This window comes from Immundisolibacter cernigliae (assembly GCF_001697225.1).
GTDB lineage: Bacteria > Pseudomonadota > Gammaproteobacteria > Immundisolibacterales > Immundisolibacteraceae > Immundisolibacter > Immundisolibacter cernigliae.
The window spans coordinates 930,363-951,449 of sequence record NZ_CP014671.1 but is presented as its reverse complement, the minus strand read 5'-3'; the positions used below and the strand labels follow the sequence as shown (position 1 = coordinate 951,449).

General features: G+C 68.4%; 21 protein-coding genes. 18 read left to right on the top strand and 3 right to left on the bottom strand.

Annotated features, from left to right (window positions below):
* Positions 1-25 precede the first annotated feature (25 nt).
* The gene (locus PG2T_RS04475; protein ID WP_068807730.1) at positions 26-1,528 is read right to left on the bottom strand and encodes a 2-isopropylmalate synthase; all 1,503 of its coding nucleotides are present in this window, start codon (positions 1,526-1,528) and stop codon (positions 26-28) included.
* A 360-nt stretch (positions 1,529-1,888) separates the two neighbouring features.
* On the opposite strand from PG2T_RS04475, the gene PG2T_RS04470 reads away from it, so the two are divergent.
* Positions 1,889-3,229: a TRZ/ATZ family hydrolase gene (locus PG2T_RS04470; RefSeq protein WP_068803016.1), complete on the top strand. Its 1,341-nt coding sequence runs from the start codon at positions 1,889-1,891 to the stop codon at positions 3,227-3,229.
* 66 nt (positions 3,230-3,295) lie between these two features.
* Positions 3,296-4,306 carry a beta-N-acetylhexosaminidase gene (gene nagZ / locus PG2T_RS04465; protein ID WP_068803015.1) on the top strand — a complete coding sequence of 337 codons (1,011 nt, stop codon included), beginning with the start codon at positions 3,296-3,298 and terminating at the stop codon, positions 4,304-4,306.
* Positions 4,307-4,337: 31 nt separating this feature from the next.
* Here the strand turns inward: nagZ and PG2T_RS04460 are convergent, their stop codons facing one another.
* Positions 4,338-4,808 (bottom strand): hypothetical protein, encoded by a 471-nt coding sequence (locus tag PG2T_RS04460; RefSeq protein ID WP_068803014.1) that lies wholly within the window; start codon positions 4,806-4,808, stop codon positions 4,338-4,340.
* Positions 4,809-4,810: 2 nt separating this feature from the next.
* Positions 4,811-6,178, bottom strand: coding sequence for an adenylosuccinate lyase (purB, locus tag PG2T_RS04455; RefSeq protein WP_068803013.1), 1,368 nt, complete (start codon positions 6,176-6,178; stop codon positions 4,811-4,813).
* A gap of 154 nt (positions 6,179-6,332) precedes the next feature.
* Here purB and acnA point away from each other — a divergent pair, with 154 nt between their 5' ends.
* From acnA to hisB, 16 genes are all read left to right on the top strand, one after another.
* On the top strand, positions 6,333-9,032 hold the full coding sequence (gene acnA, locus PG2T_RS04450) for an aconitate hydratase AcnA (protein ID WP_068803012.1): 2,700 nt from the start codon (positions 6,333-6,335) through the stop codon (positions 9,030-9,032).
* Positions 9,033-9,121: 89 nt separating this feature from the next.
* Positions 9,122-10,552, top strand: coding sequence for a hypothetical protein (locus PG2T_RS04445; protein WP_068803011.1), 1,431 nt, complete (start codon positions 9,122-9,124; stop codon positions 10,550-10,552).
* Positions 10,553-10,752: 200 nt separating this feature from the next.
* Positions 10,753-11,580: an ABC transporter ATP-binding protein gene (locus PG2T_RS04440; protein WP_068803010.1), complete on the top strand. Its 828-nt coding sequence runs from the start codon at positions 10,753-10,755 to the stop codon at positions 11,578-11,580.
* Entirely contained in the window at positions 11,577-12,359 is a 783-nt protein-coding gene (gene mlaE / locus PG2T_RS04435) for a lipid asymmetry maintenance ABC transporter permease subunit MlaE (protein WP_068803009.1), read from the top strand. Before PG2T_RS04440 ends, mlaE begins: the two co-directional genes overlap by 4 nt.
* A 15-nt stretch (positions 12,360-12,374) precedes the next feature.
* The gene (mlaD, locus tag PG2T_RS04430) at positions 12,375-12,854 is read left to right on the top strand and encodes an outer membrane lipid asymmetry maintenance protein MlaD (protein ID WP_068803008.1); all 480 of its coding nucleotides are present in this window, start codon (positions 12,375-12,377) and stop codon (positions 12,852-12,854) included.
* The gene (locus PG2T_RS04425) at positions 12,854-13,462 is read left to right on the top strand and encodes an MlaC/ttg2D family ABC transporter substrate-binding protein (RefSeq protein ID WP_068803007.1); all 609 of its coding nucleotides are present in this window, start codon (positions 12,854-12,856) and stop codon (positions 13,460-13,462) included. The genes mlaD and PG2T_RS04425 overlap by 1 nt, the downstream gene beginning before the upstream one ends.
* A 10-nt stretch (positions 13,463-13,472) precedes the next feature.
* Positions 13,473-13,766 carry an STAS domain-containing protein gene (locus tag PG2T_RS04420; RefSeq protein WP_068803006.1) on the top strand — a complete coding sequence of 98 codons (294 nt, stop codon included), beginning with the start codon at positions 13,473-13,475 and terminating at the stop codon, positions 13,764-13,766.
* A complete protein-coding gene (locus PG2T_RS04415) occupies positions 13,763-14,692 on the top strand; it encodes an ABC transporter ATP-binding protein (RefSeq protein ID WP_068803005.1) in 930 nt (309 codons plus the stop codon). Before PG2T_RS04420 ends, PG2T_RS04415 begins: the two co-directional genes overlap by 4 nt.
* A gap of 10 nt (positions 14,693-14,702) precedes the next feature.
* Positions 14,703-15,470, top strand: coding sequence for an ABC transporter permease (locus PG2T_RS04410; protein ID WP_068803004.1), 768 nt, complete (start codon positions 14,703-14,705; stop codon positions 15,468-15,470).
* Between the two features lie 65 nt (positions 15,471-15,535).
* Positions 15,536-15,772 (top strand): BolA family protein, encoded by a 237-nt coding sequence (locus PG2T_RS04405; RefSeq protein WP_068803003.1) that lies wholly within the window; start codon positions 15,536-15,538, stop codon positions 15,770-15,772.
* A gap of 31 nt (positions 15,773-15,803) precedes the next feature.
* A complete protein-coding gene (gene grxD / locus PG2T_RS04400; protein ID WP_068807727.1) occupies positions 15,804-16,118 on the top strand; it encodes a Grx4 family monothiol glutaredoxin in 315 nt (104 codons plus the stop codon).
* 52 nt (positions 16,119-16,170) lie between these two features.
* The gene (murA, locus tag PG2T_RS04395; protein ID WP_068803002.1) at positions 16,171-17,442 is read left to right on the top strand and encodes a UDP-N-acetylglucosamine 1-carboxyvinyltransferase; all 1,272 of its coding nucleotides are present in this window, start codon (positions 16,171-16,173) and stop codon (positions 17,440-17,442) included.
* A gap of 7 nt (positions 17,443-17,449) precedes the next feature.
* Positions 17,450-18,091, top strand: coding sequence for an ATP phosphoribosyltransferase (gene hisG / locus PG2T_RS04390; RefSeq protein WP_068803001.1), 642 nt, complete (start codon positions 17,450-17,452; stop codon positions 18,089-18,091).
* On the top strand, positions 18,078-19,373 hold the full coding sequence (hisD, locus tag PG2T_RS04385; protein ID WP_068803000.1) for a histidinol dehydrogenase: 1,296 nt from the start codon (positions 18,078-18,080) through the stop codon (positions 19,371-19,373). The genes hisG and hisD overlap by 14 nt, the downstream gene beginning before the upstream one ends.
* Positions 19,352-20,476: a histidinol-phosphate transaminase gene (gene hisC, locus PG2T_RS04380; protein ID WP_068802999.1), complete on the top strand. Its 1,125-nt coding sequence runs from the start codon at positions 19,352-19,354 to the stop codon at positions 20,474-20,476. Before hisD ends, hisC begins: the two co-directional genes overlap by 22 nt.
* Positions 20,473-21,069, top strand: a complete 597-nt coding sequence (gene hisB / locus PG2T_RS04375) for an imidazoleglycerol-phosphate dehydratase HisB (RefSeq protein ID WP_068802998.1) — start codon at positions 20,473-20,475, stop codon at positions 21,067-21,069. Before hisC ends, hisB begins: the two co-directional genes overlap by 4 nt.
* Positions 21,070-21,087 lie beyond the last annotated feature (18 nt).

Here is a 21,087-nt window from a genome sequence, read left to right as displayed (position 1 = left end):
CGCCCGGCCCTTGTATAGCCGCCTCTCAGACCCCCGCCGCGGCGTGCGCGCGCGCCGCCAGCACCAGGTTCAGGCAGTTGACGTAGGCCTTGGCCGACGCGATCACGATGTCGGTGTCCGAGCCCGAGCCGTTCACGGCCATGCCGTCGCGAGCCAGGCGCACGCTGACCTCGCCCTGCGCGTCGGTGCCGGAGGTGATGCTCTGCACCGAGTACAGCTGCAGCTGCGCGCCGGAATTCACGATCGCCTCGATGGCCTTGAAGGTGGCGTCCACCGAACCGTCGCCCTCGGCGGTGGCGCTGCGCTCCTCGCCGTCGATGACCAGCGACACGGTGGCCTGCGGCGTCTCGCCGATCTCGGCACAGGCCTTCATGCCGACCAGCTTGATGCGCTCGTTGGCCTGGCTCAGGTCCATGTCCGTGACCAGCGCCATCAGGTCCTCGTCGAAGATCTCGCGCTTCTTGTCGGCCAGCTCCTTGAAGCGCCGGAAGGCCTCGGCCATTTCTTCCTGGCTGGCGAACTCGAAGCCGAGCGAGCTCATGCGCTGCTTGAAGGCATTGCGCCCGGACAGCTTGCCCAGCGTGAGGCGGTTGTCCTGCCAGCCGACATCCTGCGCGCGCATGATCTCGTAGGTCTCGCGGCTCTTGAGCACGCCGTCCTGGTGAATGCCGGACTCGTGCGCGAAGGCGTTCAGACCCACGATGGCCTTGTTCGGCTGCACGTGAAAGCCGGTGATGGCCGCCACCAGCTTCGAGCAGGCCAGCAGGTGCCGGGTGTCGACGCCCACGTCGCAGGGGAACAGATCCTGGCGCGTGCGCACCGCCATGACGACCTCTTCCAGCGCGGCGTTGCCGGCCCGCTCGCCAAGGCCGTTGACGGCGCACTCCACCTGCCTGGCGCCGGCCATCACGGCGGCCAGCGAATTGGCCACCGCCAGGCCCAGATCGTTGTGGCAGTGGGCCGAGAAGATGGCCTTGTCGGAATTGGGGATGTTCTCGATCAGGTACCTGAACTTCTCGCCGAACTGCTGCGGCAGGTTGTAGCCGACCGTGTCCGGCACGTTGATGGTGGTGGCGCCGGCGTCGATCACCGCCTCGAAGATGCGGCACAGGAATTCCATCTCGGAACGCCCGGCGTCCTCGGCCGAGAACTCCACGTCGTCCGTGTACTGGCGCGCCCGCTTGACCGCCCGCACCGCCGCCTCGACCACCTGGTCGGGCGTCATGCGCAGCTTCTTTTCCATGTGCAGCGGAGAAGTGGCGATGAAGGTGTGGATGCGCGGCGCCACCGCCGGCTTGATGGCCTCCGCGGCGCGGTCGATGTCGGCATCGCCGGTGCGCGCCAGGGCGCACACGCGCGAGTCCTTGACGATCTCGGCCACCGCCTTCACGGAGGCAAAATCGCCCGGGCTGGAGGCCGGGAAGCCAGCCTCGATGACATCGACCTTCAGCCGCTCCAGGGCGCGTGCGATGCGCAGCTTGTCCTCGCGGCTCATGGCGGCGCCGGGGCTTTGCTCGCCGTCGCGCATGGTGGTGTCGAAAATGATCAGTTTGTCCTTGCTCACGACCGGTCTCCGGAACAGTAACGGGCAGCCGCAGGGCTTTGCCGCGCGGCCTTGGTGTCTGATTGAGTTGCGTACTGGGGGCCCTCGCCAGGGCGTGCGTGTGTCTGCCTTACGGCAGTCGCAGCGTCAGTGGCAGGAGGCCGTGCGGCCGGCAGGTCAGGGCAGCGGACGCACGCGGGCCGGCGCCGCGCGGGGCGCGGACGGGGAGGGCAGGGACAGGCTGGCGGTCGCGGGTCATGGAATTTGCAATTGCGAGGAGCGCCGGCACTATAGCACCGCGTTTTCGCGCTGCAAACGCACTTTTTGCCGCTCCGGATCAAGCCGATGAACGATTCTGCAAGTTTCGTGGCCCACGCCCGCTGGCTGATTCCGGTCGAGCCCGCCGGGCGGGTGCTGGACCATCACGCCGTGGTGGTTCGGGACGGGCGCATCCTCGCCGTGCTGCCGAGCGCCCAGGCGCGCGAACAGTTCGCGGATCTGGTCCAGGTGGAGCTGCCGCGCCATGCCCTGATTCCGGGCCTGATCAACGCCCACACGCACGCCGCCATGACGCTGCTGCGCGGCCTGGCCGACGATTTGCCGCTGATGCCCTGGCTGCAGCAGCACATCTGGCCGGCCGAGCAACGCTTCGTCGGGCCGCAGTTCGTGCGCGACGGCAGCGCGCTGGCGGCGGCGGAGATGATCCAGGCCGGCGTGACCTGCTTTTCGGACATGTATTTTTTTGGCGAGGAGACCGCTCAGGTAGCTGCGGCGGCGGGCATGCGGGCGGTGATCGGCCTGATCGCCATCGACTTCCCGAGCGCCTACGCCGCCGATGCCGACGACTACCTGCGCAAGGGCATCGCCCTGCACGACGCCTGGCGCGGCCATGTGCTGATCCGCACGGCGTTTGCGCCGCATGCGCCGTATACAGTGAGCGACGAGCCGCTGCGGCGCATCGCCACGTTTGCGGAAGAACTCGACCTGCCGCTGCACATCCACCTGCACGAAACGGCGCACGAGGTGGCCGAAAGCGAGGCCCGCTACGGCATGCGGCCGCTGGAACGGCTGGCGCAGCTGGGCCTGCTGTCGCCGCGGCTGATCGGCGTGCACGCCACGCAGTTGCTGGCCGGCGAGATCGCCAGCCTGGCCGCGCAGGGCGCCAGCATCGTCCACTGCCCGGAATCGAACATGAAACTGGCCTCCGGCACCTGTCCCCTGCCGGCCCTGCTGGCGGCGGGCGTGAATGTGGCCATCGGCACCGACGGCGCCGCCAGCAACAACGATCTGGACCTGCTGGGCGAGCTCAAGACCGCCGGCCTGCTGGCCAAGCTGGGCGCCGCAGATGCCGCCGCGGCACCGGCGCCTGCGCTGCTGCACATGGCGACGCTGGGCGGCGCCCGGGCGCTGGGTCTGGATGAGGAAATCGGCTCGCTGGTGCCCGGCAAGGCGGCCGACATGGTGGCGCTCGACCTGTCGGCCCCGCACTGTCAGCCGGTGCACGATCCGATCTCGCAGATCATCTACGCCGCCGGCCGCGAGGCGGTGACCGACGTGTGGGTGGCCGGCCGGCGCCTGCTGCACGAGCGGCGCCTGACCACGCTGGATGCGGCCGCCATCGTCGCCAAAACCGCCGAGTGGGGCGAGCGCATCGGCGCCGCCGACCACAATCAGGACAGCGGCTAGCCCACTCTCAGTCACGGTCGACATCGGGCCTGCCCAGGTCCAAACCCAAACCTCGCAAGGACACCCATGCCCAAAGCGCTCGCCCCCGGTCCGCTGGTGATCGGTCTGCCCGGTCCGCAGCTCACGCCCGCCGATGCCCAAGTGCTGCTGCACCCGGCCATCGGCGGCGTGATTCTGTTCGAGCGCAACTTCGTCGATGCCGAGCAACTGCGCGCGCTGTGTGCCGACATCCACGCCCTGCGTGAGCCGCGGCTGCTGATCGCCGTGGACCAGGAGGGCGGGCGGGTGCAGCGCCTGCGGCCCGGTTTCACGCCGTTGCCGCCGGCGGCTGCCTATGGCCGGGCCTACGATGAGGACGCAGCGCGGGGCCTGGCGCTGGCGCGCGCCGGAGGGCTGGTGATGGCGGCCGAGCTGGTGGCGCTGGGCATCGACCTGAGCTTCGCGCCGGTGCTTGATCTGGACTATGGCGTCAGCGAGATCATCGGCGCCCGGGCGTTTCACGCGCAACCCGAAGCGGCGGCCCTGCTGGCCGGCGCCTTCATGGCCGGCATGGCCCAGGCCGGCATGGCCGCCTGCGGCAAGCACTTCCCCGGCCACGGCGCGGTGGCGGCCGACACTCACCTGACGCAGGTGATCGATCAGCGTTCCCGTGATGCCATCGAGGCCGATCTGCTGCCCTACCGGCGCCTGATTGCGGACGGTCTGGCGTCGGTGATGATGGCGCACGTGGTGTTTCCGGCCGTGGACGCCGAGCCGGCCGGCTTCTCGCGCCGCTGGGTGCAGGAGGTCCTGCGCGGCGAGCTGGGCTTTGATGGCGCCGTGTTCAGCGACGACCTGGGCATGGCCGGCGCCGCCGGGGCTGGCGGCTTTGTCGAACGCGCCCGGCGTGCGCTCGCCGCCGGCTGCGATTACCTGCTGATCTGCAACGACCCGGACGCGGTGACTGCCACGCTGGCGGCGCTGTCGCCGGCGGCCGTTCCGCTGCCTCGACACCTCGCCCTGCTGGCGCGGCCGGTCGGGCAGGTGCACGGCCAGCTCGGCGCAGCGCGCCAGGCGCTCGCCGGTTGTCCGGCATGAGTGTTTGCCGTGCCCGGGTACGGGTGCGGACTCAGGGGGTCTTGTTGCCGATCGCCAGCGACGCGCAGTAGCCGTCGATCATGGCCGGGACCTGCTGTGGGTCCTGGTCGTAGGCCAGCACATATTGCTCCTTGCCCAGCAGCAGCCACAGCGGCGGCGCGTCGGTGCCGTGGCGCAGGATTTCAAGGCCACAGCGCAGTTCGCGGGATTTTTGCGTGGCACGCGCATAGTCCATGTAGCCGGATTTGAGTTCCGCCCGCGGGCCGATGCGCACGGCGCCGGTCGGGCCCTGGAACAGCGTCTTGCTGCCGACTTGGTTGCCCTCGAAGACATAGCCGGGCGGCAGCGTCAGCACGCCTTCGAATATCCGCACAAAGACGTTGGCCGGCGCGGCGACCGGCGGCGGACAGGCAGCGGCCGGCGTCGCCACCGGCGCAGGTCCTGGCGCCGTTGCGCAGGCGGCCAGCAGGCAGGGCAGGGCGACGGCGAAGACGCGGCGCACGTTCAGATGTCCCGCGCCAGGCGCGCGGCAAGTCCGGTATAGGTGGCCGGGCTGAGCGCGGCCAGACAGGCCTTTTCGGCCGGCGGCAGCGGCAGATTGTCGATGAAGGCGGCCAGGGTCGCGGCATCGATGGTCTGGCCGCGGGTCAGGGTCTTCAGTTGCTCGTACGAGTTTTCCACGCCATGGCGGCGCATGGCGGTCTGGATGGCCTCGGCCAGCACCTCGTGGGCGTCGTCAAGATCGCGCGCCAGGGCCGCGGTGTCGACCACCAGCTTGCCCAGGCCCTTGTGCAGGGACTGCCAGGCCAGCAGCGTATAGCCGGCCGCCACGCCCACGTTGCGCAGCACCGTGGAGTCGGTCAGGTCGCGCTGGAAGCGCGAGATCGGCAGCTTGCGCGCCAGGTGCTCCAGCAACGCATTGGCAAGCCCCAGGTTGCCCTCGGCGTTCTCGAAGTCGATCGGGTTCACCTTGTGCGGCATGGTGGACGAACCCACTTCGCCGGCCACCACCTGCTGGCGGAAATAGCCCAGCGACACGTAACCCCACACGTCACGGCACAGGTCGATCAGGATCGTGTTGCAACGGGCGAGGGCGTCGAACAGCTCGGCCATCCAGTCGTGTGGCTCGATCTGCGTGGTGTAGGCGTTGAAGGCGAGGCCAAGCCCGGCCACCAGCCGCTGCGCCAGGGCCGGCCAGTCGCTGTCCGGGTAGGCGGCCAAATGGGCGTTGTAGTTGCCGACCGCGCCGTTGAACTTGCCCAGAATCTGCACCGCCGCGATGCCGTCGCGCTGGCGCCGAAGGCGTGCCACCACGTTGGCCAGTTCCTTGCCCAGCGTGGTCGGCGTGGCCGGCTGGCCATGCGTGCGGGCCAGCATGGGCGCCTCGGCGGCGTCGTGGGCAAGCTCGGTCAGCTTGCCGATCAGGCCGTCCAGGTACGGCAGCAGTACCCGCTCGCGCGTGTCGCGCAGCATCAGCGCGTAGGCCAGGTTGTTGATGTCCTCGGAGGTGCAGGCGAAGTGCACGAAGCCCTTGGCGGCGGTCAGCTCCGGATCGCCCTCGAACTGCTCGTGGATGAAGTACTCGAGCGCCTTGACGTCGTGGTTGGTGGCTTTCTCCAGCGCCTTGACGCGCGCCGCGCCGGCCTCGTCGAAGTCGTTCTCGATGGCCGTCATGCGCGCCAGTGCGGCTGGGCCGAAGGCCGGCAGTTCGCCGATTTCGGGCGTGTCGGCCAGCAGCCGCAGCCAGGCCAGCTCGACCCGCAGGCGATAGCGGATCAGGCCGTACTCACTGCACAGTGGGCGCAGGGCGGCGGTTTTTTCCTGATAACGCCCGTCTAGCGGCGACAGGGCGGTGAGTTCGAAGATCGACATGGGGCTCCGGGAGCAGTCGGCGGCTTTTGCAGTGCCGAAAAAAGGCCGGCATGTTAGGCGGGGTTGACTATAATTCTAGCCCGCCCGCGCCCATCCCACGGCGCGACCGGCCGGCCTCGCAGCCGGCTGTCACCTGTAAATCTTCGGAGTCGTCATGGGTCAGACCTCGCTCGCCGCCAGCCGCCGCACGCTTGCCCTCGCCAGTGGCGAATCGGCCGCCTATTACAGCCTGCCGGCGCTGGCCGAACTGGGCTTCGGCGACCCAAGCCGCCTGCCGTATTCGGTGCGGGTGTTGCTGGAATCGGCCCTACGTCACCAGGATCACCCGGCGGTCGAGCCGCACCACGTAGAGGCCCTGCTGGCCTGGGGCCGCGGCGATCCGGATGCCGAGGTGCCTTTCATTCCGGGGCGAGTGATCCTGCAGGACTTCACCGGCGTGCCCTGCGTGGTGGATCTGGCGGCATTGCGCAGCGCCATGGCGGCGGCCGGCAAGGACCCCAACAGGATCGAGCCGCTGGTGCCGGTGGACCTGGTCATCGACCACTCGGTGCAGGTGGATTTTGCCGGCACCGCGCAGGCGCTGGGCAAGAACGTCGGTCTTGAGTTCGAGCGCAACCTGGAGCGTTACGAGTTCCTGCGCTGGGGCCAGGCGGCGTTCGAGACGCTGAGCATCATTCCGCCGGCGGTCGGCATCGTGCATCAGGTCAATCTCGAATACTTTGCCCGCGGCGTGCTGCGCAACAAGGACGGCGTGCTGTACCCGGACTCGCTGGTCGGCACCGATTCGCACACCACCATGATCAACGGTCTGGGCATCGTCGGCTGGGGCGTGGGCGGCATCGAGGCCGAGGCCTGCATGCTCGGTCAGCCGATCTACATCAAGATGCCGCAGGTGGTCGGCGTGCGCCTGACCGGGGCGCTGCGCGAGGGCGTCACCGCCACCGACCTGACCCTGACGCTGGTACAGATGCTGCGCAAGTTCGGCGTGGTGGAGAAGTTCGTCGAGTTCTTCGGGCCGGGCCTGGACGTGCTGCCGCTGGCCGATCGGGCCACCATCGCCAACATGGCGCCCGAGTACGGCGCCACGATCGGCTTCTTCCCGGTCGATGCCGAGGCGATCAAATACCTGCAAAACACCGGCCGGTCGGCCGAGGTTCTGGACGAGGTGGAGCGCTACTACCGCGCCCAGGGCATGTTCCGCACCGCGGACAGCGCCGAGCCCGAGTTCACCGACGTGCTGGAGCTGGACATGGGCACGGTCGAGCCGAGCCTGGCCGGACCGAAGCGTCCGCACGACCGGGTCAGTCTGTCCAAGGTGAAGGAAAGCTTCCTGGCTGCGCTCGCGGCGCCGCTGGACAAGGACGGCTTTGGCGTGGCGGCCGATCAGCTGGGCGCCAGCGCGCCGGTGGCCGGCAGCGGCGCGACGCTGCGCCATGGCTCGGTGACCATCGCCGCGATCACGTCCTGCACCAACACATCCAATCCGTCGGTGATGGTGGGTGCCGGCCTGGTGGCCAAGAAAGCCGTGGCCCGTGGCCTGCACACGCCGGCCTACGTCAAGACCAGCCTGGCGCCCGGCTCGCGGGTGGTCAACGAGTACCTGGCCAAGGCCGGACTGCTCGAACCGCTGAACGCGCTGCGCTTCAACATCGTCGGCTACGGCTGCACCACCTGCATCGGCAACTCGGGCCCGCTCGACGAACCGGTGGTCGATGCCATCAACGCCGGCAACCTGGTGGCCGCCGCCGTGCTGTCGGGCAACCGCAACTTCGAGGGCCGCGTCAGCCCGCATACGCGGGCCAATTACCTGGCATCGCCGCCGCTGGTGGTTGCCTATGCACTGGCCGGACGTGTGGACATTGACTTCGAGCGCGAGCCAATCGGCACCGGCAGCGACGGCCAGCCGGTGTACCTGCGCGACATCTGGCCGAGCGGCGCCGAGGTGGCGCAGGCCATGACCGCCGCCAGCGATCCGGCCCTGTATCGTCAGGAATACGGCAACGTGGCGCAGAGCAATCCGGACTGGAACGCCATCCCCGTCGACACCGGTTCGGCCGTATACAACTGGCGGGCGGATTCCACCTACATTCAGCAGCCGCCGTTCTTCGAGCAGTTCCCGCAGCAAGCCTCCGCCATTGCGCCGGTCAAAAATGCCCGCGCGCTGCTGATGCTGGGCGATTTCGTCACCACCGACCACATCTCGCCGGCCGGCAACATCGCCGCCAACTCGCCGGCCGCCCGCTACCTGCTCGAACACGGCGTGCAGAAGGCCGACTGGAACAGCTACGGCTCGCGTCGCGGCAACGACCGGGTGATGACCCGCGGCACCTTTGCCAACATCCGCCTCAAGAACGCGCTGGTGGCGCCCAAGGAAGGCGGCTGGACCAAATACCTGCCAACCGGCGAGGAAATGTCCGTTTACGACGCCGCCATGCGCTACAAGCAGGACGGCACGCCGCTGATCGTGCTGGCCGGCAAGCTGTACGGCGCCGGTTCCTCGCGCGACTGGGCGGCCAAGGGCACCTACCTGCTGGGCGTGCGGGCGGTGCTGGCGGAAAGCTTCGAGCGCATCCATCGCTCGAACCTGATCGGCATGGGCGTGCTGCCGCTGCGCTTCAAGGCAGGCGACAGTGCGGCCTCGCTGGGCTTGAAAGGCGACGAGGTGTTCTCGCTGCCGGATCTGGCCGATGACCTCAAGCCCGGCCAGAGGCTCACACTGCGCGTGCAGGCGGCCGACGGCGCGCTGCGCGAGGTGCCGGTGGTGGCCGGCATCGACACGCCGATCGAGGTCGAGTACTACCGCCACGGCGGCATCCTGAACTACGTGCTGCGCCAGTTCATGGCGGCAGCCTGAGCCGCCCGGCAGCCGGCACGACGCCACACGGGGACCTGGGACATGGATGACCTGACGCCTGCCGCCGGACACACGCCCCAGCGCAGTTGATGGAAGCGCCAGGCGCCCTGCAAAAGGCGCTGGCAGTCAACCTGCATCCGGCGCAGTACGGCAGCATCGTCGAGATCGGCGCCGGCCAGGAGACGGCGCGTTACTTCTTTCGAGCCGGCGGCGCGGCCGGCACGGTCGCCAAGACCATGTCGGCGTACGACATGGCTTTCTCGGATGCCATCTATGGCCGTGCACCGGGCGGACGTTACGTCAGCCGCCCGCGCCTGGAGCGCATGCTGGAGCATGAATACGGGCTGCTGATCGAGCGCCTGGAAGGGCGCCGTGAGACGGAAACCACGTTCTTTGCCTACGCCGCCACGGTGGCAGCGCAGGGCTACAAGCACCGCTCGGAATGCCACGGCTGGCTGGGCGTGCGCCTGCAACTGGTGCCGGCCGGGCCGCCCAACGACATCGTGCTGCATGTGCGCATGCTCGACGAGGATGCCCGCGCCCAGCAGGAGGCGCTCGGCATCCTGGGCGTGAACCTGATCTATGGCGCCTTCAATCTGTCCGCCAGTCCCGAGAAATTGATCGAGAGCCTGGCCGATGATCTTTCGGGCGGCGCCATTGCCGGCTCGGACCGCATCGAAATCGACATGATCGAATTCAACGGCCCGGCCTTTGCCCAATGTGAAAGCCGTCTGCTGAACCTGCACCTGATTCGCAGCTGGCTGACGCGGGCAATCATGTTCAACCCGGAAGGCCATGTGGTACAGCCCGGCGAGGCGCTGCGCCGCAAGGACGTGCTGGCCGTGCGCTCGAATTTCCGCCCGGTGACACGCCGTCACGAGGACATGTTCCGGGCCGGCATCGCGGCGTTCGCCACCCAGACCGGCGGTGAGCGCGAGGACGTGCTTCCGGTGGCCGAGATGACCATGGCCACTGTCATGGAGGACGGCGATCAGGTCAACAACGCCGACTTCCTGGCCCGCGTCGACACGCTGACCGCGCTGGGCTACCACGTGCTGGTGTCCGACTACCTGCGCTACTTCCGCTTGCGGGCGTTCCTGCGCCGCTACACGCAGGGCTGCATCGGCATCGTCGCGCGGCTGGACAACCTGCGCGACATCTTCAGTCCCGAGTTTTACTCCGACCTGGAGGGCGGCATCCTGGAGGCCTTCGGGCGCCTGTTCTGCGACAAGACCTGGATGTATGTCTATCCGGGGCGCGCCGCCGATGGCAGTCTGGTCACCGCCGACAATTTCGATCCGAACCCGGCGGTGCACCACATTTACCGCCACCTGTACGAAGGCGGACAGATTCTGGCCCTGGCCGGTGCCAACGAAGCGGTGCTCGACATCGACTGGCGGCAGGTACTGCCGGCGCTGCGCGCCGATGCACCGGGTTGGGCCAGGCAGGTACCGCCGGTTGTGGCCGAACTGATACGCAACCGCGGCCTGTTCGGATTTCCGCGCAAGGAAGGGCCCTAGGTTTCCACCTCTGTTGACCGTCGCGCGCGTTGGGCCAACAGCCGTCGCGGCTTGCCACAAACGCCACGAGCCAGCGCGTGCGAACGGCCGTCGCAGGTCTGGCAGGCGACGTCGGCGCATGGCGGTTCCAGAAATTACAGCCGGTTGACAGTGCCCGCGGGCAAGGCCGAGACTTGCGCGCCCTTGCCGCACACCCCTCCATGAATAACAACCAAGACAGTGTCGCCGCTGAGCCGCTGATCCAGATCCGTGGCCTCAGTTTCCGGCGCGGCGCGCGGATCATCTTCGACCGGGTGGACCTCGATATCCCGCGCGGCAGGATCACCGCCGTGATGGGCCCCAGCGGCACCGGCAAGACCACGCTGCTGAAGCTGATCAGCGGTGTGCTCAGGCCGCAGGCCGGCTCCATCAAGGTGGCCGGCCAGGAAGTGACCACCTTGTCCAGGTCGGACCTGTACGCGCTGCGCAAGCAGATCGGCATGCTGTTCCAGAGCGGTGCGCTGCTGACGGACCTGAACGTGTTCGACAACGTGGCCTACCCGGTGCGCGAGCACACCGACCTGTCGCCGGCGCTGCTGCGCTCGCTGGTGCTGATGAAGCTGCAGGCGGTCGGCCTGCGCGGCGCGCGCGACCTGATGGCGAGCGAGCTGTCCGGCGGCATGGCGCGGCGCGTGGCGCTGGCGCGGGCCATCGCGCTGGACCCGATGCTGATCCTCTACGACGAACCGTTCACCGGGCAGGATCCGATTTCCATGGGCATCCTGACGCGGCTGATTGCCGCCCTGAACCGGGCGCTTGGCCTGACCAGTCTGGTGGTGTCGCATGACATCCATGAGACCTGCCGCATCGCCGATTACGCCTACGTGATCGCGCAGGGCAAGGTGATCGGCCATGGAAAACCCGAGGATCTGCTGGCCTCGACCGAACCGATGGTGCACCAGTTCCTGAGCGGCGAGCCCGACGGCCCGGTGCATTTTCACTACCCGGCGGTCGAGTACCGCGACGACCTGCTGGCGGATGCGTCGTGATCGGTCCGTTGCAAGGGCTGGGCGCGCGCACGCTGGAGGGTCTGGCCCGACTCGGCCGGGCCGGCGGGTTCCTGTTGCCGCTGTTGGCGGCGGTGCCGGCGCAGTTCCTGGCGCCGCGGCGCCTGGCCAAGCAGGTGTTCAGCGTCGGCGTGCTGTCGCTGGTCATCATCCTGGTGTCCGGCCTGTTCGTGGGCATGGTGCTGGGCCTGCAGGGCTACAATACGCTGGTCGATTTCGGCTCCGAGAGCAGCCTTGGCATCGTGGTGGCGTTGTCGCTGGTGCGGGAGCTGGGGCCGGTTCTGAGCGCCCTGCTGTTCGCCGGCCGTGCCGGTTCGGCCTTGACCGCCGAGATCGGCCTGATGAAGGCCACCGAGCAGTTGTCGGCGCTTGAAATGATGGCCGTGGACCCGTTCCGGCGCGTGCTGGCGCCGCGCTGGCTGGCCGGCTTCATCAGTCTGCCGCTGCTGGCGGCGGTGTTCAGCGCGGTCGGCATTCTGGGCGGCTATCTGGTCGGGGTGAAGCTGCTGGGACTGGACCCTGCGCCCTACTGGTCGCACATGGAAAGCGGCGTCGATTTCTTCGACGACATCCTGAACGGCGTCATCAAGAGCGTGGTGTTCGGCGCCGTGGTGACCTGGGTTGCGGTGTTCGAGGGCTACGATGCGGTGCCGACCGCGGAAGGGGTCGGTCGCGCCACCACGCGCACCGTCGTGACCGCCTCGCTGGCGGTACTGGGCGCAGACTTTTTGCTCACCGCGCTGATGTTCGGCGAGCCCTGAGGAGAATCCGCTTTCATGCAATCGCGTACCGTCGAGTTGTGGGTCGGTCTGTTCGTGGCGCTGGGTCTGGCGGCGCTGGCTTTTTTGTCGGTGCGGGCGAGCAACCTGGCCGAGTATCGCGATGGCGACGCCTATACCGTGGTGGCGCGCTTCGAGAACATCGGCAGCCTGCGCGTGCGGGCGCCGGTCACGGTGGCCGGCGTGCGGGTCGGGCGCGTGGCAGCCATCGATTTCGACAACGAACAGTTCAAGGCGGTGGTCAAACTGGCCATTACCGCCCGCTACGACAACCTGCCGCAGGACACGGTGGCGGCGATCCGTACCGCCGGCCTGATCGGCGAACAATTCATCGGCCTCGATCCGGGCGGCGCGCCGGACCCGCTCAAGGACGGTGACGAAATCGAAATCACCCAGTCGGCACTGGTGATCGAGCAGCTGATCGGCCAGTTCCTGTACGGGCAGGCCGGCAAGAGTGACAAAGAGGGAAGCAAGTGATGATCAAGCGTTTCGCCGCGGCCCTGCTGGGCCTGGCCTTGAGCGGCACAACGATGCTCGTTTCGGCGGCCGATGATCCGGCAGCGGTGGTTCGCAACACGGCCGAGCGGGTGCTCGACAGCCTGCGCAGCGACCGGGCCCGCTACCAGGATGACCATGCGCTGTTCGCGCTGGTACGCGAAGTGGTGTTCCCGCGCCTGGACCGCGAGCGCACCGCGCAGTGGGTGCTGGGCGCCAACTGGCGCACCGCCACGCCGGCCCAGCGCGAGCAGTTCATCGCCGAATTCTCGGACCTGCTGCTGCGCACCTACGGCACGGCGCTGCGCCAGTACGACAGCGAGAAGCTCAATTACCTGCCGGCGCAGGCGCCGGCCGGGGCCGATCGGGTCACCGTGCGTACCGAGATCATCCGTCCCGACGGTCCCAAGGTGAGCGTGGACTACCTGCTCACCAACCGCAGCGGCGAGTGGAAGGTGTATGACGTGATCATCGAGAACGTCAGCCTGGTGGTGACCTATCGGTCCGAGTATTCGGCCATCATCAAGCGCGACGGCATGGATGGCCTGCTCAAGCAGCTGTCCGAGCGCAACCGCAGCGCCAACTCCTGATCGGCGCGCAATGAACGTCGACGCGGATGGCCGGGTGCGGGTCGACGGTCCGCTGACCTTTGCGACCGTGAGCGCGCGCCTGGCGGACAGCGCGCCGCTGTTTCGGCCCCGCCAGCGGCTGAGCTTCGATCTTTCCGGCGTCACCGCGGTCGACAGTGCAGCGCTGGCGCTGCTGGTGGAGTGGCTGCGCCTGGGCCGGCAAAAGGGCGTACAGGTGGAATTCACCGCCGTTCCTGCGGCGCTGCGCAGCCTGGCCGAGGTGAGCGAACTGGATCAGATCGACGCCAGCCTGGCTGCTCCATGACCGCGGCCATCGCCGTCCGGCAACTGCACAAGCACTTCGGGCAGGTCCACGCCCTGCGCGGGGTGGACCTGGAAATCCAGCCCGGCGAATTCTTCGGCCTGCTCGGACCCAACGGCGCCGGCAAGTCGACCCTGATCAACATCATTGCCGGCCTGACCCGACCGGATGCCGGTTCCGCCGCGGTGCTTGGCCACGACGTGCAGCGCGATGCAGTGGCGGCGCGCCGGGCCATCGGCGTGGTGCCGCAGGAGCTGGTGTTCGACCCATTCTTCGAGGTGCGCGATTTCCTGCGCATCCAGGCCGGCTACTACGGCGTGGCGCGCAGCAACCGGGCCTGGATCGACGAGTTGCTGCGGGCGCTGGGTCTGGCCGACAAGGCCGGCACCAACATGCGCAATCTGTCCGGTGGCATGAAGCGGCGGGTGCTGATTGCCCAGGCGCTGGTGCACAAGCCGCGCGTGCTGGTGCTGGACGAACCGACCGCCGGCGTCGACGTGGAACTGCGCCAGACCCTGTGGGCCTTCGCGCAGCGCCTGCACGACGAGGGCATGACCATCGTGCTGACCACGCATTACCTGGAAGAAGCCGAGGCGATGTGCGACCGCATCGCCATCATGAGCCACGGCACGGTGGTGGCGCTGGACGACAAGCGCAGCCTGCTGGGGCGCCATCCCTGGTACCAGGTGCATGTGCGCCTGGCCAGCGAGCCGGACCAGTTGCCGTCCGAAGTCGTCGCCTGCCTGGTGTCCCGTGAACACGGCTGGCTGGTGCTGCGCCTGCAGCGGGGTGGCGACGACCTGTCGCGTGTGCTTTCGGCCCTGCACACTGCCGGGCTGTCGGTGCTGGAGATCAGCACCCGGGAGCAGACGCTGGAGCAGGTGTTCCTGGAACTGACCGCCGGGCATCACCTGCCCGCCGGTGCGTGAAGGTCGCGGCATGATCGGCAACTGGCCCGGCCTGTGGACGCTGTTCCTGAAGGAGGTCAAGCGCTTCACGGTCGTGTTCATGCAGACCGTGACCGCGCCGGTAATCAGCGCGCTGCTGTACCTGTTCATCTTCTCGCATGCGCTGGCCGGTCGGGTGGAGGTGTATCCCGGCGTCAGCTATCCGCAGTTTCTGGTGCCGGGTCTGATGATGATGACCATCATCCAGAACGCGTTCGCCAACACCTCGTCCAGCCTGATTTTCTCGAAGGTCACCGGCAACATCGTGTTCGTGCTGCTGGCGCCGCTGTCGCATCTGGAGTTCTATCTCGCCTTCGTGGGCGCGGCGCTGGTGCGGGCGGTGGTGGTCAGCATCGGCGTCTACGTGGTGGCCTTCTTCTATCTGGGCGCGACGGTGGTGCATCCGCTGCTGCTGCTCGTGTTCGGCCTGCTCGGAGGCGGGCTGCTGGCCACCTGCGGCCTGCTGGCCGGCATCTGGGCCGACAAGTTCGACCAGGTGGCAACGGTGCAGAATTTCGTGATTCTGCCGCTGACGTATCTGAGCGGCGTGTTCTATTCCATCCACAGTCTGCCGCCGGCCTGGCAGGCGCTGTCGCGCGCGAATCCCTTTTTCTATCTGATCGACGGGTTCCGGTACGGCTTTTTCGGCCACTCGGACGTATCGCCGTGGCTGAGCGTGGCGGTCATGGCCGGGGCCAATGCGGCCTTGTGTATACTGTGCCTGCGCCTGCTTTCGCGCGGCTACAAGCTGCGCGGCTGAGGCCCGGAAGGCGCCGCTGCTCCTGCGCTTCCCCAGTTGCGATCTGCACGCCAAGAGTCCCGGTCATGGACCCTGCAACCATCAAGCAACTCATCGAAAAGGGCCTGCCGGACTCGCTGGCCCTTGTCGACGGCGACGGTCGCCATTTCGAGGCGGTGGTGGTGTGTGACGCCTTCGCCGGCAAGCGGCTGGTGCAGCAGCACCAGATGGTCTACCAGGCTTTGGCCGGGCAGATGCACGACGATGCGGTGCACGCCCTGTCGCTGCGCACCTTCACGCGCGCCGCCTGGGAACAGCGTTAAACCTCCCACTCCCCCACGTGAGGTCATGGCCATGGATGTAATCGAAAAAATCGACCGCTTCGTCAATGCGGTGCCGGTGGTGCTGTTCATGAAGGGCGACCGGCGCTTCCCGCAGTGCGGCTTCTCCGGCAAGGCGATCCAGATGCTGGAGGCCTGCGGCGTCGAGTTCGAAACCGTCAACGTGCTGGCGGACGATGAAGTGCGCCAGGGCATCAAGGCCTACTCCAGCTGGCCGACCATTCCGCAGCTGTACGTCGGCGGCGAGTTCGTCGGCGGCAGCGACATCATGCAGGCGCTCTATGAGAGCGGTGAATTGCAGGAACTGCTGGAGTCCGTCAAGGGCTGATCATTGCGCCGGCCCCGGTGCCGGCTACTCGCAGCGCAGGCCAGGATCCACCTTGGAAAAACTTATCGTTCAGGGCGGTGCGCGCCTGACCGGCGAAATCCGTATTTCGGGTGCCAAGAACGCGGCCTTGCCGATTCTTGCCGCCACCCTGCTGGCCGACGGGCCGATGACTATCGCCAACGTGCCGCACCTGCACGACATCACCACCACGCTGGAGCTGCTCGGGCGCATGGGCGCCACCGTGTCCGTGGACGAGCAGATGCAGGTCGAGGTCGATCCGCGCACCGTGACCAACCAGTTCGCGCCCTACGATCTGGTCAAGACCATGCGTGCCTCGATTCTGGTGCTGGGGCCGCTGCTGGCGCGCTTCGGGCAGGCCGAGGTGTCGCTGCCGGGCGGCTGTGCCATCGGCCAGCGGCCGGTCAACCTGCACCTGGACGGTCTGGCCGCCATGGGTGCCCAGATCAGGGTCGAGAACGGCTACATCAAGGCCACGGCGCCGCGCCTGCACGGTGCCCATCTGGTCATGGACCTGGTGTCGGTGACCGCCACCGAAAATCTGATGATGGCGGCCACGCTGGCAGAGGGCACCACCATCATCGAGAACGCCGCCCGCGAGCCGGAGATCACCGATCTTTCGCTGTGCCTGACCGCCATGGGCGCCCACATCCAGGGCGCGGGCACCGACACGCTCATCATCGAAGGGCGTCAGAGCCTGTACGGCGCCCACCACACGGTGGTGCCCGACCGCATCGAGACCGGCACCTACCTGATCGCCGCCGCGCTCACCGGCGGCTGCGTCAAGCTCAAGGACACCCGTCCCGAGCTGCTGGAAATCGTGCTGCACAAGCTGCGCGACGCGGGCGCGCGGATCGACACCGGCCCGGACTGGATCAGCCTTGACATGCACGGCCGCCGGCCGCTGGCGGTCAGCCTGCGCACCGCCCCGTATCCAGCCATGCCGACCGACATGCAGGCGCAGTTCATGGTGCTGGACATGATCGCCGAGGGCGCCGCCACGGTCACCGAGACCATCTTCGAGAACCGCTTCATGCACGTGCAGGAGCTGCAGCGCATGGGCGCCGACGTGCGCTTGGAAGGCTCCACGGCCTTCATCCGCGGCGTCGAGTGCCTGACCGGGGCGCCGGTGATGGCCACCGACCTGCGCGCCTCGGCGTCGCTGGTGCTGGCCGGCCTGGTGGCGGTCGGCGAGACGCAGGTCAGCCGCATCTATCACATCGACCGCGGCTACGAGTGCATCGAGGAGAAGCTCGCGCAGCTGGGCGCCGACATCCGCCGCGTGCCGGATCGCCGCGCGGCCTGAGTCAGTCATGGAAGGTCTGCGCATCGCGGTTTCCAAGGGCCGCATCCTGGACGAGACCCTGCCGCTGCTGGCGCGGGTGGGAATTGCGCCGGCGGGCGACATCGGCCGGCGGCTGATCGTCGATACCACAGCACCGGGCGTGCAGCTGATCATCATCCGTGCCACCGACGTGCCGACCTACGTCGCTTACGGCGCGGCTGACGCCGGCATCGCCGGCAAGGACGTGCTGCTTGAGCACGGCGGAGAGGGTCTGTACGAGCCGTTGGACCTGGGGATAGCCCGCTGCCGGCTGATGGTGTGCGGACGCGCAGACGTGGCGCTGCCGACCGGTCGCCTGCGCGTGGCGACCAAGTACCTGAACATCACCCAGCGCTACTACGCCGAGCGCGGCGTGCAGGTGGAGCCGATCAAGCTGTACGGCTCGATGGAACTGGCGCCGCTGGTGGGCCTGGCCGACTGCATCGTGGACCTGGTCGATACCGGCAACACGCTGCGCGCCAACGGCCTGGCGCCGCTGGCGCATATCGCCAACATCAGCTCGCGCCTGGTCGTGAACCGGGCCTCGATGAAGCTCAAGCAGCCCGCGCTGGAACAGCTGATCGGCGCACTGGAAGCCCTGACGCGGCAGGTGGCCGATGCGCCGGCTTGACAGTCGGGCGGCCGGTTTCGAGGCCGCTTTCGCCAACTTGCTGGCCGCTGGCGCGCCGGACGATCTCGAAGTCCAGGCGCCGGTGCAGGCGATCCTGAGCGCGGTGCGCGAGCACGGCGATGAGGCGCTGCTGGACTGCACGCGTCGCTTCGACGGCTGGATTCCTGCCGGCGCAGACGACCTCGAAATCCCCCGCACGCGCCTCGACGCGGCCGTGGCGGCGATTACGCCTGCCCAGCGCAGCGCGCTGCAAGCCGCTGCCGGGCGCGTGCGCGCTTACCACCAGCGCCAGCGCCAGGAGTCCTGGCAGTACACCGAAGCCGATGGCAGCGTGCTCGGCCAGCGTGTGACGCCGCTGGACCGGGTCGGCGTGTATGTGCCGGGCGGCAAGGCGGCGTACCCGTCGAGCGTGCTGATGAACGTCATTCCGGCCAAGGTGGCGGGGGTTGCTGAAATCATCATGGTGTCGCCCACCCCGGGTGGTATCGAGAACCCGCTGGTGCTGGCGGCGGCGGGGATCGCCGGCGCGGATCGGGTGTTTCGCATCGGCGGTGCGCAGGCGGTGGCGGCGCTGGCCTACGGCACAGCGACCGTCCCGGCCGTGGACAAGATCGTCGGTCCGGGCAACCGCTACGTGGCGGCCGCCAAGCGGCAGGTGTTCGGCACCGTCGGCATCGACATGATCGCCGGCCCGTCGGAAGTCGTGATCGTCGCCGACGGCAGCGCCCCGGCCGACTGGCTGGCCTACGACCTGTTCGCGCAGGCCGAGCACGACGAGCAGGCGCGGTCCATCCTGCTGTGCCCGGATGCGGCCTATCTGGACCGGGTGGCCGAGCGCATGGCGGCCCTGCTGCCGGGGCTGGAACGCCACGCCATCGTCGAGGCGGCGCTGCGCCAGCACGGGGCGCTGATTCTGACGCGCGATCTGGTCGAGGCAGCCACGCTGGCCAGCGATCTTGCGCCCGAGCACCTGGAACTGGCGGTCGCCGACCCGCAGGCCCTGTTGCCGCATATTCGCCACGCCGGGGCGATATTTCTGGGTGCCTACTCGCCGGAAGCCATCGGCGATTACTGCGCCGGACCCAACCACGTGCTGCCGACGGCGCGCACGGCGCGCTTCAGCTCGCCGCTGGGCGTGTACGACTTCCAGAAGCGCAGCAGCCTGATCGGTCTGAGCGCCGCCGGCGCTGCGGCGCTGGCGCCGCTGGCCGCGCAGCTTGCCCGTGGCGAGGGTCTGAGCGCCCACGCGCGCTCGGCCGAATGCCGGCTGGAGCAGTCGTGACCCGATCGACGGCATCGACGGCCGCGCGCATCGACGCCTTGCTGCGGCCGGAAATTCGGGCACTGAGTGCCTACCACGTGCCGCCGGCGGCGGGCCTGCTCAAGCTGGATGCCATGGAGAATCCCTATCCGTGGCCGGGTGGGCTCGAGGAAGAATGGCTGGCCGGCCTGCGTGGCGTGGAACTGAACCGCTACCCGTTGCCGCACCCGGCCGAGCTGGTGCAGGCCCTGGCGCGCCAGGCGGGCGTACCGCCCGGCTGCGGGCTGCTGCTGGGCAACGGTTCGGACGAGCTGATCCAGCTGATCGACATCTGTCTGGCCCGGCCCGGCGCCAGCGTGTTGCTGCCCACGCCGACCTTCTCGATGTACTCGCTGATCGCGCGCGTGGCGGGCCTGGGGGTGATCGACGTGCCGCTGCGGGCGGATTTCGGTCTGGACCTGCCGGCCATGCGGGCGGCCATCGAGCGCCACCAGCCGGCGCTGATTTATCTGGCCTGTCCGAACAATCCGACGGCCGGGCTGTTCGATCCGGCCGAGCTGCGCGCGCTGATCGGCGCCGCGCCCGGCCTGGTGGTGGTGGACGAGGCCTACTTCCCGTTCGCCGGGCGCAGCGTGTTGCCCTGGCTGCTGGAGTTCAATCATCTGCTGGTGCTGCGCACGCTGTCCAAGGTGGGGCTGGCCGGCCTGCGGCTGGGCTATCTGATCGGCCATCCCGACTGGCTGGCGCAGTTCGACAAGGCTCGGCTGCCGTACAACATCAACACCCTGACGCAGCTGTCTGCGCAGTTCGCGTTGGCCCACGCGGACCGGCTGGCCGGCGAGGCGGCGCGCATCTGCGAGCAGCGCCATCGCCTGTCGCAGGAACTGAAGGCCCTGCCGGGCGTCACGGTCTACCCGAGCGACGCCAATTTCATCCTGCTGCGTCTGCCGCCCGGTCAGGCGCCGGCCGCGCACGGGGCGCTGCAACAGGCCGGTATACTGGTCAAGAACGTCCATGGCGGCCATCCGCTGCTGACCGATTGCCTGCGGGTGACGGTCGGCACGGCGGCCGAGAACGAGGCCCTGCTTGCCGCCCTGCGGGCGCATTTGACCGGTACGGTATGAACAGCCAGCGCAGCGCCGACATCCGGCGCACCACCCGCGAGACCGACATCCGGGTTCAGGTGAATCTGGACGGCAGCGGCGCCTCGAAGCTGGCCAGCGGCCTGCCGTTCCTGGACCACATGCTCGAACAGGTGGCCCGCCACGGCGGGCTCGACATCACGGTCGAGGCCACCGGCGACCTGCACATCGACGCCCACCACACGGTGGAAGACATCGGCATCACACTCGGCCAGGCCGTGCAGCAGGCGCTGGGCGACCGCGCCGGCATCACCCGCTACGGCCACGCCTACGTGCCGCTCGACGAGGCGCTGTCACGGGTGGTGCTGGACTGTTCCGGCCGGCCGGGGCTGGTCTACGCGGTGGACTATCCGCGGGCCCGGGTGGGGGACTTCGACGTCGACCTGCTGCGCGAGTTCTTCCAGGGCTTCGTCAACCATGCCCTGGTGACGCTGCACATCGACTGCCTGCGTGGCGGCAACGCGCACCACATCGCCGAGACCGTGTTCAAGGCCTTCGGCCGGGCACTGCGTGCGGCCTTGGCCATCGATCCGCGGGCCGCCGGCAGTGTGCCGTCGACCAAGGGCAGTCTTTGACAGCAACCGGCCGGTTTT